This is a genomic window from Peribacillus sp. N1, from assembly GCF_054600815.1.
In genome coordinates, this window is the sequence record NZ_BAAHZO010000001.1 from 862,077 (window position 1) to 877,593 (window position 15,517).

Here is a 15,517-nt window from a genome sequence, read left to right on the forward strand (position 1 = left end):
TATTTTCAACTATTTTGAAAACTTTTAACTAAATGGGAGAACGTAAAAGTAGATTCCTCCCATTTAAACTCTAGAATTCCGCATCAATCATGCTTTTTTGTTAGCATTGGCACAAGATCGTGATCAAGTGTTTCTTTCATCATAAGGGCCACTTTCACACCATAATCACTAATTTCCTTAGCAACTTGTAATGCCGCCGCTTCAGATTCACGATAGTGCAATCCAATATTTGCTCCTTCAGCAGCAGCAGCTAATGCTATTCCTCTTCCGATTCCTTTTGCGGCACCTGTAATTAGGATGTTTTTTCCTTTGAAACCGATATTCATCTAGTTACCTCCATGTAAATACAGAAAATTCAGAATAATTATCATGCAATTTGATTAAATTATTAACTTCCTGTAAACGATGCTTCTCTTTTTTCGAGAAAAGCCTGTGTTCCTTCCCTCTTGTCACTCGTTCCATATAAAACAGCTTGTGCCAAGCTTTCAATCAGCAATCCCGTATCAATATCAACATCAAATCCACGATTGACTACTAGCTTTGCCATTTGTACGGATAATGGTCCTTTAGCTAATATTTTTTCAGCCTTTTCTTGTACAGCAGCCCGTAAATTCTCTAAAGGAACTACAGATGACACTAAACCGATCTCTATCGCCTCTTTCGCTGTCATGAGATCCCCACTTAATATCATATTCATGGCTCTGCCTTTACCGATGATTCGCGCTAATCGCTGCGTTCCACCAGCGCCGGGAATAACCGACAAATTTAATTCAGGGAGGCCGATTTTAGCATTTTCAGAAGCCATTCGTATATCACACGACATGGCCAGCTCACACCCACCTCCAAGTGCAAATCCATTAATGGCTGCAATAGTTGCTTTCTTACTTTTTTCTATACAGCGATACACATCAGACATATTTTTAGCAGCAAATGCATCAAGAGAGTTCCTGTTTGTTACCTGATTAATATCCGCTCCTGCGGCAAATGACTTCTCCCCTGCACCTGTAAATACAATTACGCCAATAACTTGATCATTTTCTAATTCTTCAAATGCTGACAGGATTTCGGATACAGTTAAATCATTTAACGCATTTCGCACTTCAGGACGGTTAATGGTGATAAAACCTATCCGGTCAACTCTTTCAAGCACAATATTTTGATAGTTCACTTATAACTCCCCCTTTATTGATATTTGCGATGCAACTGAGCAGCAATAATATTCTTCTGAATCTCAGACGTTCCTTCGTAAATTCTTGTAATTCGGGCATCACGGTAAAATCTTTCAATTGGGTATTCTGATATATAACCAATTCCCCCATGAATTTGTACAGCTTTATCTGCAACCCGATTATACGTTTCAGAACCTAATAATTTAACCATGGCTGCTTCTTTAATCACTTTCATATTTTGATCCACCATCCATGCTATTCTGTAGGTCATAGACCGCAATGCTTCTATTTCCATTGCCATATCTGCCAAATAATGTTGAATAATTTGTTGCTCGAAAATCGGCTTTCCAAACTGGATTCTCATATGAGAAAAATCTAACGACATTTCGAGTAATTTATCACTTGATCCTAAATTTCGCGCAGCCATTCCTGCACGTCCATTTGCCAGAATCTTTAATGCGTTTACATAGCCTTGTCCCTCTTCGCCCAAAACATTTTCAGCCGGAACTTCACAATCTTCTAAGAATATTTCCGATGAATGTGACCCGTGAAGGCCCATTTTTTTTTCAATGCTTCCAATTTGAAACCCTGGGAAATCCTTTTCAATTATAAAAGAAGTGATGCCTTTTGAGCCTTTAGAAGGGTCGGTCACCGCCATTACGGTAAAAATATCGGCAATCGGTGCGTTAGTAATATAATGCTTACTTCCATTCAGAATATATTTATCCCCTTTTTTTACGGCCGTTGTTTTCAGATTAGTAGCATGTGAGCCTGCACTTGGTTCTGTTAAGGCAAATGCACCAATTCTATCTCCGGTTGCCATGTCGGGTAAATATTTGCGTCTTTGTTCATCATTTCCCATATCAACAATGCCAACACCCCCAATGCCGGTATGCCCACCAATGACTGTTGTATATCCATTATGTGTTCTTCCCAATTCTTCAAGTGCAGCACACTTCCCTACCATATCGAGTCCCAGCCCGCCATATTCTTCTGGAATATGAAGTCCAAATAAACCCATTTGCTTTGACTTTTCCATAATACTTCCTGGAATTTCATTACTTTCTTCAATTAACATCGCCTGCGGATCTACTTCATTATCAATAAAGTTCCGAATTCCTTGTTTTAATAATTTTACATCCTCTGTTAGTTCGAAATTCATACCTTCACGTCCTCTCGATTATATGGCTAAAATCCCTTCCCTGACTTCCTGACCAAACGCTGCTTTCATGTATTTAACAAGCTAATGCTTATAGTCGATACCTATCCCCTAAACTGTGATAAAGATACTCCATATTTCGGAGACGGCTGTCTAAATCAAACAAGATCAGCCATTTCCAGGGGACCTATAGGATGATTTAATCCAAGTTTAATCGCTATATCGATGTCTTCAGCAAAATCACTTCATTAATCTCGTACTTCTTGATATATGATCGATCAACTACCGCTTGAATAACCTTTGCTGCTAGGTAGTCTACTGGCACATCCGTTAAAGTACCACCCATTTTCCAATCGGGCTCTGACTGAATATACCGGATTCATGATCTTCCTCCATATGATAAAACTTTTATCCTGGTTTAGCCCCAATAAGCAAAAATAGTATTGAAAATTCATTCGTGTTATTTGCCTGTTGAGGCTTTCTATTGATATTGATACAAGGCATTTTTGAAATGTTAATTGTAAAAAAGATCTATACCTCTAGAAAGCGATTAACACATCGCTAATCCACCATTAACGGAGAGCGTTTGTCCTGTAATATAATCTGCTTCCTCTGAAGTGAAAAACGCTACCGCATTTGCTAGATCACTTGGTTCTGCCAATCGCCTGAATGGTATGGCTTTTTCTAACGCTGAAACAATGCCCTCATTATACGAGCCAATTTCCTGAATCAATGGTGTATTACTTGGGCCTGGTGAAATACAATTGACATTTAATTTATGTCTCGCCATTTCTCTAGCTAATGTTTTTGTTAAAGCAATCACCCCGCCTTTTGCGGCTGAATATACTCCTTCACCACTTGAACCGACTCGTCCTGAATCTGAAGCGATATTTACGACTTTCCCATAACCATTCTCAATCATGATCGGCAATATTTCTTTACATGTATGAATTTGACCCATCAAATTAATGTCAATAATTGTTTTCCATGTGCTTGGTTCGCTTTTTAAGAAAGGTTCAATCTTATCCCATCCTGCGTTATTTACCAAAATATCAATTCGTCCAAAACAATCAATAGATGCTTTGACTGCTTCTTGTACGCTTTCTAACTTCGTGACGTCGCAATAGACAGCAAGTGCTTCCGCCCCTTCGCTTTCTAAAATAGAAACCGTTTCTCGAGCATTTTCAATATTGATGTCTGTAACGATTATTTTATTGGACTTTGAAGCTAATGTTATCGCGATCTCTTTTCCAATCCCTCTACCTGCACCGGTAATAAATGCTACTCGTTGCCTCATCATTTTTCCTCCCGACTTATTCAATTTTGATTCATTTCTGTCGATATCTTGCTTAGATCTTTTCTTTTAACTTCTCGTCCATCATTTTCCGGAGATGGAATTTCTGAATTTTCCCACTCATTGTACGAGGGAAATCCTCGAAAATTTCGAGATGTTCTGGCCAATATTGTTTTGCGATCCCTTTTTCTGAAAGGAATTCCTTCATGGTTTCCATTGTCAATTGCGTTTTCCCTGGTTTCATGGTAATGCATGCACATGCTTTTTCTTGAAGACGCGGATCTGGAACGGCAACAATTTGGGCATCAGATATATCTGGATGCTCATACAGGACATTTTCGATATACATGACCGGAATATTTTCCCCACCACGGATGATGATATCTTTACTCCGTCCACAAATTCGGATATAACCATCTTCATCCATCGCTGCGCGGTCACCTGTCATAAACCAGCCCTCATGATATTCCGAAAGGGTTTCCTGTAATCGTTTTAAGTAGCCAACAAACAAGGAAGGACCTCTTGCAAGCAAATCGCCTTCTTTATGTGGTTCACAAATTTCCCCTTTTCTATCAACTACTTTTAACTCCATACCTGGAAAAGGAATACCATCCGTTTCAATCAGCTTTTCTTCTGGATCTTCAATTCTTGTCAAAGTGACCAAGCCATCTTCGGTTTGTCCCCAGCCAGACAAAATTTTAATGGAGGTTTTTTCGGTCGCCTCTTTTACCAAATTTCGTGGTATCGGTGCTCCTAATGCAACAAAGATACGAAGTGAATCAATCTTGTATTGATCAAGATTCTTAAGTTGAACTGTATCTTGCAGGAATGGTGTCGCACCAGCTGTAAATGTAATATTCTCCTTTTCTATCAAATTAAGAAATTCACTTGGATTCCAAATATCTTGGTAAACCCCTGTTCCACCAATATGTGTCGGCAACCTCACGCCATAACCGAATCCAGTTTGATGGGCAAATGTCGACGCCATGAACATGATATCATCAGATGTTAAGCGTAAGCGATCAATCCAATAATTCGTGGAAACACAGAGTGTATTATGTGTATGCATCACTCCCTTTGGATTTCCAGTCGTTCCAGACGTAAAGATTATTTCCGTCACGTCATTCGGATCATGGGTGATTTTGTCTAGAATAGCAGGATCTTTTCTCTCTTCCCACGGTTGATCAATCAATTCAGAAAACGGTTTCATTTCTTTTGGTACGTTATCCCCAACCACATAAACATGTTGCATACTTGGCCACTGATGTTTTAACCTTTCAATCATCGCCGGGTAATCAAACCCACGAAATTCACCTGGAACAACAATCATTTTCGACTCTGCCATGCCGACCGTGTAGCCAATTTCCCGGTCACGGTAAATCGGAATGAGAGGGTTGCTAATGGCACCAATTTTTGTTACCGCATAATGCAGAATAATGAACTCGCTCCAATTAGGCAGTTGGAACGAGATGACATCTCTTTTTTCTATACCAATTTCAAGCAAGCCTAATGCCACCCGATCCACAAGTTTACCAAGCTCCCTATACGTATAGCGGCTCTTTTTATCAATTATGGCCATTTTCTCTGGATCTTTTGCTATTGCATCATTTAAATAATCGATAATCGTTCTATTTGGCCAAATAGATTGATATTTTTCGATATACTCCTGACTCAAAATCGTTTCCAATTTCACAGCATCTAGCCCCCTCTTTATCTTCGGAACTTTTTAAAATCTACTGGTCTTTTTTCAAGAAAAGCATTTTTTCCTTCTTCTGATTCTGCTGTGTTATAAAACATCGCTAAACTACCCATCGATAACTGTGAAATCCCTTGGATGTTGGCACTATCCGCATTAAATGAGTATTTAAGCATTTTAAGTGCTGTCGGACTTTTTTCGAGAATTTTTCCAGCCCATTCTTCTGCTGCTTGCTGCAATTGTTCAGCAGGAACGATTTTATTGACTAGACCCATTTCTTTTGCTTCATGTGCCGTATATTGTTCACATAAATACCAGATCTCCCTTGCTTTCTTTTCCCCAACAACCCTTGCTAAATAGGCAGAACCAAATCCAGCATCATAGCTGCCTACTTTCGGTCCGCTTTGTCCAAACTTTGCTGATTCTGAAGCAATAGTCAAATCGCAAATCACATGCAAGACATGTCCACCGCCAATCGCAAATCCATTAACAGCAGCAATAACCGGCTTCGGTATATTGCGAATCGTTTGATGTAATGTTTCAATTTCTAAGCCCATTCCACCGCCTAAACCTCCAGAATAATCGTATCCACCTTCATCTCCTTTTTCTTTTTGATCCCCACCGACACAAAATGCCTTTTCTCCTGCTCCAGTTAAGACAACCACACCAATTCGGTTATCGTCCCATGCATCACGGAACGACCAAATTAACTCTTTAATCGTTCTTGCCCGAAAGGCATTATAAACGTTCGGTCTATTGATTGTAATCTTTGCAATTCCATTGCTTTTTTTGTAGATAATATCTGTCAATTTGCCAATTCCATCTGTTTTTTCAGATAGAGTATCTGTTTGTTTCATTTTGAATCCCTCCATTATTAAAGTAGTTTAAGAATAATTTTTCCTTTAATGACCTCATCACCCTGTTCATTTATACAGCGAACCTTTTCCATGATCCAATCTTTTTTACAATAAACTCCATTTTTTACTTCAGCCCTTGTAAATTCCCTTTTTAGTCTTTGGAAGATAGAATTGCAATCTATTGTTTTTATCAAATAAGCGGCCCTAGATTAATAGGAACGAAATTCTTTTCCAATGATATCTTTTGCAATGACCATTTGATTAGCTTGTGCTGTTCCATCACCAATTTCTAGGCCAATTACATCACGCAACCGTTGCTCATGCGGCATCTCTTTCGTATAAGCATAATGTCCATTTAACAATAAACATTCATGAATTGCATCCGCACTATATTTTGGTCCTAACCATTTGACAGATGCTGATTCCTTTGAGTGATTTAACCCTTGATCACGAAGCCAGAGACCCCTATATGCCTGCCACTTTATTAGTTCTAATTGTGTAAAGTGCGTAACGATTGGAAATGATACCCCTTGGTAGGTTGCTAAAGGTTTGCCAAAAGAATGTCTCATTTTCACGTGTTCGATCGTCTCGTCTAAACTTTGGCTTGCAGCACCCACACATTGCAATCCGATTAACAACCGACTTAAATCAAATCCATTCATCACTTGAGAGAAACCTTTATTTTCCATGCCGATTAAGTTTTCTTCGGGTACTTTAACTTCATTTAAATAAACAGATCCCCTGCCTATTGGAATATTTCCCATATCCTCATAAGCTTTACATTCAACACCGGGAAGATCTGCTGGAATGATAAATGCACTAATTCCTCTGTTCCCTAGTTCAGGATTTGTTTTTGCAAAGGTAAGAAATGCATCACCAACAGTCGCAACGCTAATTCCAGATTTTTCTCCATTCAGAACATACACGCCGTCTTTATGTACTGCTGTTGTCTTTATTCCTCCAGCATCAGTACCTGCCGATGGTTCAGTTATAGCAATACCGACAATTTTTTCACCACTCGCAATTTTTGGAAGCCATTCTTGCTTAAGCTCTTCACGTGCATGATTATTGATAATTTCTCCAATTAATCCATTCAACATAACAGCATAAGTAAGGTTGAAATCACCTCTTCCAATTTCTTCGGCAGCTATTCCAGTTGTCACGCAATCTGCACCGGTTCCACCATACTCTTCCGGAATTCGAAGACCATTGACACCTAACTCACCAAGCTTCTTCCATAAATGCCTTGGCGTAATCCCCTCTCTGTCCCACTTTGTATAATTAGGAAGCAGCTCCTCCTTTGCAAATTCTTTTAGCATCTTTCGAAAATAATCCTGTTCTTCTGTAAATGAAAAGTTTAACAATGTAATTCCTCCCTTCTCTTACTATTATTGCAAGTTTCATGCCAACTTGTTTCCCTGGAAAAATAGCATTCCTTCCTCGTTCGAATTCGCAAAAGTGATATCGTTCGCAAATTTGCGAAGTACATTTGCGAAAAGATATCAACAAGCACAATATAGAAGGTAACGTGACACTTCTATCATTATTAGGTTTTCATATCCCTCCACCCTTAGTAATTTAGAACATTCAGACATTTACAGATTGTAAAAGCAAACTATTTATGGTTATAACTACAACCACAAATACAAAAAGACTGTCCCATAAGACTCAAATCGATCACAAAAAAATGAAAAGAACCGTTACGAAATCCTTTGATTTTACTGGATTTCATACCAGGTCCTTTCAGGAGAATGAATAACGCATGTGTTTTTTATACCGTTTGCATCCTCTTAAACGTATTATTTTAGATTGTACTTTGCAATTTTACGGTAAAGGCTAGCAAGATGTATTTTTAGTTTTTGTGCAGCCAAAGTTCGGTCACCATTCGCTTCTTGTAATGCACGTTGAATTGCGTTGATTTCCGTGCACTTTACTTCCTCTTCTAAACTTTGAATGGGAGTCGGCGTTCTTTTTATTACATCTGAAGACACATTAGGTGAAATGTGTAAATCGTCTATCGTGAGAGTATCTCCCAAGACCAAATTCATTCCGCGTTCAATATAGGCTTTTAATTCACGTACATTACCAGGCCACTCATAACTTAATAACCTCTCTTGTAGCTTAGAATCGATGAATTTTACGTGAACACCAAATTTCTCATTAAAATATTCGATGAAAAAGTGGGCTAATGGAATAATATCCTCTTTTCTTTGCTGAAGTGAAGGAATTTTCAAATCAAAGACGTATAATCGATAAAATAAATCTTGCCTGAACTCCCCTTCCTGAACAAGCGTTCTCAAATCCCGGTTCGTTGCAGCGATAATCCGAATATCGACATTTTTACTCCCTGTTCCACCGAGTCGTTCCACTTCTCTTTCCTGTAATACACGAAGAAGTTTTCCTTGGGCTTGGTATGGGAGTTCTGATATTTCATCCAGAAAAAGAGTACCATGCTGGGCCATCTCGATTTTCCCTGGTTTGCCTTCCTTTTTCGCACCACTGAACGCTCCTGGCTCATATCCAAAAACTTCCGATTCAAATAATTCATCCGGGATAGCAGCACAATTCACCGCCACAAAAGGATTATTTTTTCTCGTGCTTAATCCGTGTATCGCTTGAGCAAACAATTCCTTCCCTGTTCCGCTTTCTCCCGTCAATAAAACAGTAGAATTACTTGTTGCGATACGGGCTGCCAACTCTTTAATCTCCTCAATCGCCGAACCTTCACCGATAATCTCTTCAAAACTATATCGATTCTGACCTGTTGACTTTTTCTTCCTTTTTGAGATATCCAGAGAATTCATAAACGAAGCCATTTCATAATGATCAACATCTTCTTGACGGACAATCACCCGATAAATCTTATGTTCTTTCATTTTCATTACTCTAATTAAACATGAATAGCCAAAAACGACTCCAAATAATACCTTCGCATGCTTACGGTAATGGGTTCCTTGGATAACTTCCTTTGCATAAGCTCCTAACCAATCTTTTTTATCAATCAGAAAATTTTCACAAAAATCCGAACTAATATCGATCAATAATCCGCCCTCATCAACTTCAATAAAGCCCCAGTCTTCGGTTTGGTCTATCAGATTAAGTTTCTTCATTTTGATCACCTATCCATTTTCTCATTGGATAAAACAAAAATGACAACTTGTCCTTTGATTACTTCATTACCAGCCTGATTGTAACAGGTAACCTTTTGGGTAACCCAGTTCCTCTTCAAATTTAAATCAATAATCTCCAACTCCACAGTAATAACGTCTCCTACATACACGGGATGATAAAAAACCAATTCCTTTTGTAGCAAAATACAGGCACTTCCAGGGAGTTTTTCACTAATGACTTGAGTAATTAACCCTTCTGTCAACAAGCCCGGCACAATTGGTTGACTATAGTAACTTTTCCATATATCTTCATTCAGTCCGTATACTGGGCTATAGTCTCTATTTAATTCCTTGCAAAATCTTACGTCCTGTTCAGTAAATGTTCGCTGCAAACGCGCAATTTGTCCTGTAAACAACTCCGTAATTGTATAACTCACGGTTCATACCCTCCCTCGTTCATATATCCCGAATTTTTTTATATTAAAGGGATAAATGCTAGAATACACTCCCATGCAGAAAAGACATACCGGGTGTCTTCGGCAAAGATCTATTCGATTTCATTTTATATCGAACTGTCCAATGCATCTTTCAGGGCACTTATATTAACGGCCTGCTTTACCACGAACTATAATGATTCCGTACTTAAAGTCTAGTTCAAATGTAATTATTATGGGAGCGCATACATTTTTAGCTATCATACCTTGCTTGCCTGCAATTAAATATGTGTTCATTATTTGGTCTCCTCTATTTTAACTAATGTAAACTTACACAAAAGGCCATGAATCATGGTGATTTGCTGTCACCGAAATGACAACATAAGCACAAATTATTGATTGAATTTTGCGATAATTAATAACCGACTTCATTACTTCGTTTCGTAACCAATCACAGTTAAAATAGATTATCTTATAATAGTGGTGGTGCTTATGCTAAGCTATATAAAGCTAATATTGAATGACCTTTCATTTTGTATTTTATAACATCTTTAATATATCATATAACATACAAACAATACCTATCAAGACGCGGAGGGCTATATATATGGAAAAAAAAACTTTATCAATTCAAATTGGTCAACGATTACGTTTTTATCGCCAACAACGTCAATTATCCTTGGACGACCTTGCTGGACTGACTGGTGTTAGTAAACCTATGCTAGGGCAAATTGAACGGGGCAGCTCAAATCCAACTGTGGCTATACTGTGGAAAATAGCTGCTGGACTACAAATTCCATTCGGTTCATTTCTTGTAAGAAATCCTTCGATTAAAATTCTTCGAGAAGGGGAACAACCAAAGTTTCAAGAATATAACGATCTTTTTGAAGCGCATAATACATTTGCCTCACCAGGAGTGCCGTTTGAAACATATCGTATTCGCCTGCTACCAGGTTGTACACATTTGTCCTCTCCTATAGAAGGACTAAAATCAATAACAGTACATTCTGGCACTTTAACCATAGAAATAGGCGGGGAAAGTTGCACCTTACAGAAAGGAGATGCCATCTCTTTCTCTCCTGATACTAATCAGGTATATCAAAATCTAGGTGATGAAGTGTGTGAATGTAATCAGGTAGTCTTTTATACCATCCACTGAATAAAAAATAGAGTAACTTATATGTACATTGAAATAAATTTTGAGGATTGTGGGTGTAAACATATTGTGAATAGGAATACAATAGTATTTAGTTTTTACGAGAAATTATTAATGCAAGATCGCCTAACCCTTACTCCCACTTCCTTTGAAAAATCACCCTATTAACTCAACAATAATAATGTTATGTAAACTAATTTCATTGATAAAGAATCTAATCCAACTCTCTTTATCAATTTTTTATTATACAGCGAATCAATGTATATAAAAACTGGCATCATCAATGATCTCTATGTCTTTGTGACTTTTCAGCTCATCCATCAACTGGAAAAGAGCTCCATCCTTCTGTTTTGCTTCAATCATGCAATCCAGCTGTGGTAAGCTTCCCTTTATTTGTTGCAAAAATTCCATGAACATTCCAGTATCCACAAAATCAGCATGTGCTCGAAATTCTTTATCGGACCTTGGACTTGAAATATGCATTTTAGGAGGTAGCTTGGAATTACTCCAGGTATTCAATATTCGGTCCCAATGATCTTTCCAATCTTCATTTGGTAACTGATGTGCGAGGTGATGGTGATAATCAAACACCATTGGAATGCCTAATTTTTCACATAAATAAAGTGTTTCCGACAACGTATAGGTAGTATCATCATTCTCAAGAATGACCATTCTTTGAATCGATTCCGGAATCAAACCCCAATTATGGATAAACTGCTCTAATGCCTGTACATGCTCGCCATAACCGCCGCCAACATGCAAAACACAGCGGTGCTCGGGATCCACTCCTATTTTTTTTAATAAAGTAAAGTGCATCCTTAATGTTTTTAAGGATGTCTTCAGTATATCGATATTTGAGCTATTCAAGATGACAAAATGATCTGGGTGAAAATCTATTCTCATTTTTGGGTGATTCTTTATGAATGTTTTTAATTTAGCCAGTTCTTCTGAAATAGGATCTATGTAATCCCATTCTGGAATTTCTGGATGGTTGGCTAAAGGGATAAGTTTTGAAGAAAGCCTAAAGAACTGAATATCATTAGCTTCGTTATGAATCAGTAAACGCCAGCAATTATGAAGATTGGATATTGAAATGCGTTCAAGCTTCCTTATCGCTGCATCTTTGTCCTTAATTTTAGAAAACTGCGCAAAAGTCATCGTTTGGGATGGTGAACAGTTTGGCACATGATTACTCATGGCTACATAACCAAGGCGAATTAATGTCAAAGTGATAGCTCCTTTCCCGTTGAATGTTTAATGGAAGTATTCCCCTTTTTGACCAATATTATATATGTGAAAGATTCCATGACTACAAAAAAATGGCCTTTTCCGAATGAATACCGGGAAAAAACCATTTTTCTAAATTATTATTTTTTAGCTAGAATTTCATGAATTTTTTTTACTTACACTTCAGGGGTAGGAGTTGGTTTGGCATATCCGCTTTTATATTTTTCATCGACTTTATTCCGGATCTCTTTGACGCTCATGCCGTCATTCAAGTCCAATATGGATTGCGCAGCAATTTCTAAGCAAACTCCGCATCTTGTCCCGTGGTCATCCCAAACCACTTCACCATTTTTTTTATTCTCATGGATAAAACAATCGTAATTATTTTTATGGTTAGCTGACTCTCCGCAACCGCAGTAACAAGGTATTTTTTCTAGTAAATCTTTATTTTGTGCAACAGCTAAATAGATTGTCTTCATTTCCTCTGGTTTTTCAGTTAAGAAATCCGGTGCTATTTCCTTACTGCTGGTCTCCTCCTGAAGATCTCCGGATACCGAATGCTCTGAATGTCCTTCATGACTGCTTTCTTTTTGTACAACACTTTCCTCTTCACTTGAACAGCCTGAAAGTATTATTGAAGAACAGATTCCCAAAGTGACGGTCATTAATTTTAGCTTCATTTATACACTCCTTGATCTTTTTATACTCCCATTTTATGGCACGCAAGGTTTTTCTACAAGCATAAGTTTCCTTAATTATAAGGATTTAAAATGACAAGTTTTCATGACATATACTAAATGTATGTTTGGTACGACTTCGTGCATATTTATAGAGCATTAACCACACTTTAAGAAAAAAGAATGAGGTGATATTGTTGTGAGGATGCTACCATCATTGTTAATTTTGTTAGGCACGTATTTACTTATTATACTCCTCGACAACCTGCAGGGCTTGAATATATTGCACTCTTTCTATAGCATCAAACAATATTTGATAGTGGCTCGTGGTGAAGATTACTTTCTGCTAATTTCATTAACAATAATCTTTCTTTGTTTGATCGTATTCTCAAACAAAAAAAACCGGCAGCCTCCCTCTTCATGAAACTGCTGGTTTGAATTTTTGTTTAATATATGCAGTAAACAATAATAAAATGGGAATCCCGATGAGCAATGGTAGGTGCAAAAGGTAGGGGACGACTTTTAACCCTTCATCTATATGAGCCTGATAGCTAGGGGCAATCATTAGCGAAGAGAAGAAAATAGTACCGCCAACCAGATAAATGAATGCAGGGGAAGGTTTCATTTGAAATAAGTCCGCTGAGCCAATAATGGCACAAAAGAAAAAGATCGATATCTTAATGAAGCCTAAAATGATCATTAAAACTAGAATGAACGAATCCAGTCTTTCAATAAAATCAGCGATATTAATATAACTGACAGCTGTAAGAGCCGGGAAATTAGACCTTAATACCGCCTCTGGACCTAATACGGACAAAAGAACGATCGAATTAATGGTTAAAGAAACTCCACCTAGAATTATCGCCCAGAGACCAACTTTAACAGCAGAACCCTTATTATTCAAATACGGAAGGATCATCGTAAACGTAATCAATTCTCCAAAAGGTACAGTGATACCAGTAGGAATCAACTCTTTCCATACCATTCCCCAACCGTTGCCTAATACAGGCTGAAGGTTTTCCAATTTTGTATATCCTCCCAATACAAACATAATGTTCAGAATCAAAAGGCTTATGATAATAATGCCAAAGCATAAGCATGCAACGCGTGCAAATGCTTCCACTCCTAGATGAACTCCATAAATTAAAACAAGTATCATGCATATCCCCAGCGTTATAATGGAAGTACGCCTATAAGTTGAGCTAATTAATATTTCTTCAAAATCTCTTAACACTCTTGAAGCCAGATAAATAAAATAGATTATATAGCAAAAACTGAATACACCGCCGATATATTTACCCCAAATTTTCCGGACATAGCCGGTCATCGGTAAGTCAGGGTATTTATTAAATAATGAAAAATACACGAAATACAGTAAACACCCAAAAAGGGTTGATAAGAGATTCACAATCCAGACGTCCTGCTTGGCCCCCTTTCCTATATCAAGCAGTAAATTACTGCCAAACATAAAAATGACCATCATGCAAAATAACTGAAATCCATCAATTTTTATTTTAGGCAATTCTCCTCACCTCCTCATACATTTATTTCGGCTTATAAGGTTCCATTCGCATTCCAGAATTAATAATGTCAACGTTAACTTTCATCGATATTTCCGCTTCTGAAAATAGGTCATCCCAATTATTTTTATGCTTACGCCAATAATCCGGATTTGTTCGAGATAATGCATCCCCAAAACCGAAAATGTCCGACCTTTCTTTTTGAGTGATGCTAATCGTTTTTTTAATTTGTTTTTTTAAATCATTTTCCACTTTTTTTTCGAACTCTATTAACAATTTCGGATCGCTCAAATCGAGTTCACATGATGTTTGCATCATTTCTCCCATTACATTCAAATTACTTTGAATGACTGGTTTTTCATTTTTAATTTTGGTTTTCATTTTGCTTTTTGCTCTGATTACCGTAATCGTGGCACTTCCCTTCTCACTGCAAGGCATCACAACTTCTGTTCTTTTCAGTTCCGATGTGACAAACTGGACACCTCGGGCCGATTCACCATCAAGCCATTTAACCATTTTCCCTTTTCTAAATAGAGCCAATCCTTTTGCCTCTACATAAGCTGGTGCTGTCGTCTCAAAATTACTTATTTCCTTTGCCTTTTTTGAATCATTCCTTATACTGATTCCTGGCAGTGATACATCCTTCCCTTCACTCATAAGTGCTGAAATGACTTCATATAGTAACGCGTCATTAGTGGTTCCATAATCGTTTTGCTCACTTTTAGTCGTACTAATAATATTTTTACCTGGCGTGTTTTCAAGTGGTTCTATTACACCAAGCATATACTCGGCAGTTTTCCCGCGGGCAATATAAATCGGGACACTTACCCTTTGATTTTTACCTCTATCTACAGTATCAAATAATAAATCAAGTCCATTTCGCGCTAACTTTTCCCCTATAATGATCATCGATAGATGTGAAATATTGTTTTCTCTAGGAATAATGGCGGAAGCCTTTCCGAATGCCTCAACGAGCGTTTTAGCCGTTACCGTATAGTTGATGACAGCAAGGCCTTTATCGCCGGAAGTACTGGTTTGTGCTAGCCCGCTTGGATTAATGACTTGATAGGTTACCTTGTATGGATTGTCTGGATCATCGTTATGGTCTATTCCCATCGCTATAATGACCCCAAGCTCGTTCAATTCCCGATAATTTGAACAACCAGAAATCAATAAGCAAATGGCGGCGATCGATAAAAGTGAAATATTAATTTTCAT

At 37.8% G+C, this 15,517-nt stretch carries 16 protein-coding genes and 1 pseudogene; 1 reads left to right on the top strand and 16 read right to left on the bottom strand.

The window, feature by feature from the left end; all coding sequences use genetic code 11:
* Positions 1-83: 83 nt before the first annotated feature.
* The 12 genes and pseudogenes from ACYP5M_RS04065 to ACYP5M_RS04120 form a co-directional block, all read right to left on the bottom strand.
* A complete protein-coding gene (locus ACYP5M_RS04065) occupies positions 84-326 on the bottom strand; it encodes an SDR family NAD(P)-dependent oxidoreductase (protein WP_434166974.1) in 243 nt (80 codons plus the stop codon).
* A 62-nt stretch (positions 327-388) separates the two neighbouring features.
* On the bottom strand, positions 389-1,168 hold the full coding sequence (locus ACYP5M_RS04070; RefSeq protein ID WP_434166975.1) for an enoyl-CoA hydratase/isomerase family protein: 780 nt from the start codon (positions 1,166-1,168) through the stop codon (positions 389-391).
* A 14-nt stretch (positions 1,169-1,182) separates the two neighbouring features.
* A complete protein-coding gene (locus ACYP5M_RS04075; protein WP_434166976.1) occupies positions 1,183-2,331 on the bottom strand; it encodes an acyl-CoA dehydrogenase family protein in 1,149 nt (382 codons plus the stop codon).
* A 94-nt stretch (positions 2,332-2,425) separates the two neighbouring features.
* Positions 2,426-2,564, bottom strand: a pseudogene (locus ACYP5M_RS04080) (3-hydroxyacyl-CoA dehydrogenase family protein); the annotation flags it as partial.
* A complete protein-coding gene (locus tag ACYP5M_RS04085) occupies positions 2,546-2,674 on the bottom strand; it encodes a hypothetical protein (RefSeq protein WP_452444986.1) in 129 nt (42 codons plus the stop codon). The gene ACYP5M_RS04085 and the pseudogene ACYP5M_RS04080, both read right to left, overlap by 19 nt.
* A 204-nt stretch (positions 2,675-2,878) precedes the next feature.
* Positions 2,879-3,625, bottom strand: a complete 747-nt coding sequence (locus ACYP5M_RS04090; RefSeq protein ID WP_452444987.1) for an SDR family NAD(P)-dependent oxidoreductase — start codon at positions 3,623-3,625, stop codon at positions 2,879-2,881.
* Positions 3,626-3,677: 52 nt separating this feature from the next.
* Positions 3,678-5,315: an AMP-binding protein gene (locus ACYP5M_RS04095; protein WP_434166978.1), complete on the bottom strand. Its 1,638-nt coding sequence runs from the start codon at positions 5,313-5,315 to the stop codon at positions 3,678-3,680.
* Positions 5,316-5,332: 17 nt separating this feature from the next.
* Positions 5,333-6,175 carry a 1,4-dihydroxy-2-naphthoyl-CoA synthase gene (menB, locus tag ACYP5M_RS04100; protein ID WP_434166979.1) on the bottom strand — a complete coding sequence of 281 codons (843 nt, stop codon included), beginning with the start codon at positions 6,173-6,175 and terminating at the stop codon, positions 5,333-5,335.
* A 209-nt stretch (positions 6,176-6,384) separates the two neighbouring features.
* On the bottom strand, positions 6,385-7,539 hold the full coding sequence (locus ACYP5M_RS04105; RefSeq protein WP_434166980.1) for an acyl-CoA dehydrogenase family protein: 1,155 nt from the start codon (positions 7,537-7,539) through the stop codon (positions 6,385-6,387).
* Positions 7,540-7,974: 435 nt separating this feature from the next.
* A complete protein-coding gene (locus tag ACYP5M_RS04110) occupies positions 7,975-9,285 on the bottom strand; it encodes a sigma-54 interaction domain-containing protein (RefSeq protein WP_434166981.1) in 1,311 nt (436 codons plus the stop codon).
* Between the two features lie 5 nt (positions 9,286-9,290).
* Complete coding sequence (locus ACYP5M_RS04115; protein ID WP_459734692.1) at positions 9,291-9,722, bottom strand: hotdog family protein; 432 nt, start codon at positions 9,720-9,722, stop codon at positions 9,291-9,293.
* A 165-nt stretch (positions 9,723-9,887) separates the two neighbouring features.
* Positions 9,888-10,016 (bottom strand): hypothetical protein, encoded by a 129-nt coding sequence (locus ACYP5M_RS04120; RefSeq protein ID WP_434166982.1) that lies wholly within the window; start codon positions 10,014-10,016, stop codon positions 9,888-9,890.
* 310 nt (positions 10,017-10,326) lie between these two features.
* Between ACYP5M_RS04120 and ACYP5M_RS04125 the strand changes: the two genes are divergently transcribed.
* A complete protein-coding gene (locus tag ACYP5M_RS04125; protein WP_434166983.1) occupies positions 10,327-10,878 on the top strand; it encodes a helix-turn-helix domain-containing protein in 552 nt (183 codons plus the stop codon).
* A 252-nt stretch (positions 10,879-11,130) separates the two neighbouring features.
* On the opposite strand, the gene uvsE is transcribed toward ACYP5M_RS04125, so the two are convergent.
* The 4 genes from uvsE to ACYP5M_RS04145 all read right to left on the bottom strand — a co-directional run bounded on the left by uvsE (position 11,131) and on the right by ACYP5M_RS04145 (position 15,517).
* Complete coding sequence (gene uvsE, locus ACYP5M_RS04130; RefSeq protein WP_452444989.1) at positions 11,131-12,102, bottom strand: UV DNA damage repair endonuclease UvsE; 972 nt, start codon at positions 12,100-12,102, stop codon at positions 11,131-11,133.
* Between the two features lie 176 nt (positions 12,103-12,278).
* On the bottom strand, positions 12,279-12,782 hold the full coding sequence (locus ACYP5M_RS04135) for a PCYCGC motif-containing (lipo)protein (protein WP_452444990.1): 504 nt from the start codon (positions 12,780-12,782) through the stop codon (positions 12,279-12,281).
* Positions 12,783-13,197: 415 nt separating this feature from the next.
* Positions 13,198-14,301 carry a GerAB/ArcD/ProY family transporter gene (locus tag ACYP5M_RS04140; RefSeq protein ID WP_452444991.1) on the bottom strand — a complete coding sequence of 368 codons (1,104 nt, stop codon included), beginning with the start codon at positions 14,299-14,301 and terminating at the stop codon, positions 13,198-13,200.
* Between the two features lie 22 nt (positions 14,302-14,323).
* Positions 14,324-15,517: a Ger(x)C family spore germination protein gene (locus ACYP5M_RS04145; protein WP_452444992.1), complete on the bottom strand. Its 1,194-nt coding sequence runs from the start codon at positions 15,515-15,517 to the stop codon at positions 14,324-14,326.

Excerpts from the sequence above, each read along its gene's own strand:
- ACYP5M_RS04065 (WP_434166974.1), bottom strand. The coding sequence starts at position 326 with ATGAATATCGGTTTCAAAGGAAAAAACATCCTAATTACAGGTGCCGCA.
- ACYP5M_RS04075 (WP_434166976.1), bottom strand. The coding sequence starts at position 2,331 with ATGAATTTCGAACTAACAGAGGATGTAAAATTATTAAAACAAGGAATT.
- ACYP5M_RS04085 (WP_452444986.1), bottom strand. The coding sequence starts at position 2,674 with ATGGGTGGTACTTTAACGGATGTGCCAGTAGACTACCTAGCAGCAAAG.
- ACYP5M_RS04090 (WP_452444987.1), bottom strand. The coding sequence starts at position 3,625 with ATGAGGCAACGAGTAGCATTTATTACCGGTGCAGGTAGAGGGATTGGA.
- menB (WP_434166979.1), bottom strand. The coding sequence starts at position 6,175 with ATGAAACAAACAGATACTCTATCTGAAAAAACAGATGGAATTGGCAAA.
- ACYP5M_RS04110 (WP_434166981.1), bottom strand. The coding sequence starts at position 9,285 with ATGAAGAAACTTAATCTGATAGACCAAACCGAAGACTGGGGCTTTATT.
- ACYP5M_RS04120 (WP_434166982.1), bottom strand. The coding sequence starts at position 10,016 with ATGAACACATATTTAATTGCAGGCAAGCAAGGTATGATAGCTAAAAAT.
- ACYP5M_RS04125 (WP_434166983.1), top strand. The coding sequence starts at position 10,327 with ATGGAAAAAAAAACTTTATCAATTCAAATTGGTCAACGATTACGTTTT.
- ACYP5M_RS04135 (WP_452444990.1), bottom strand. The coding sequence starts at position 12,782 with ATGAAGCTAAAATTAATGACCGTCACTTTGGGAATCTGTTCTTCAATA.
- ACYP5M_RS04145 (WP_452444992.1), bottom strand. The coding sequence starts at position 15,517 with ATGAAAATTAATATTTCACTTTTATCGATCGCCGCCATTTGCTTATTG.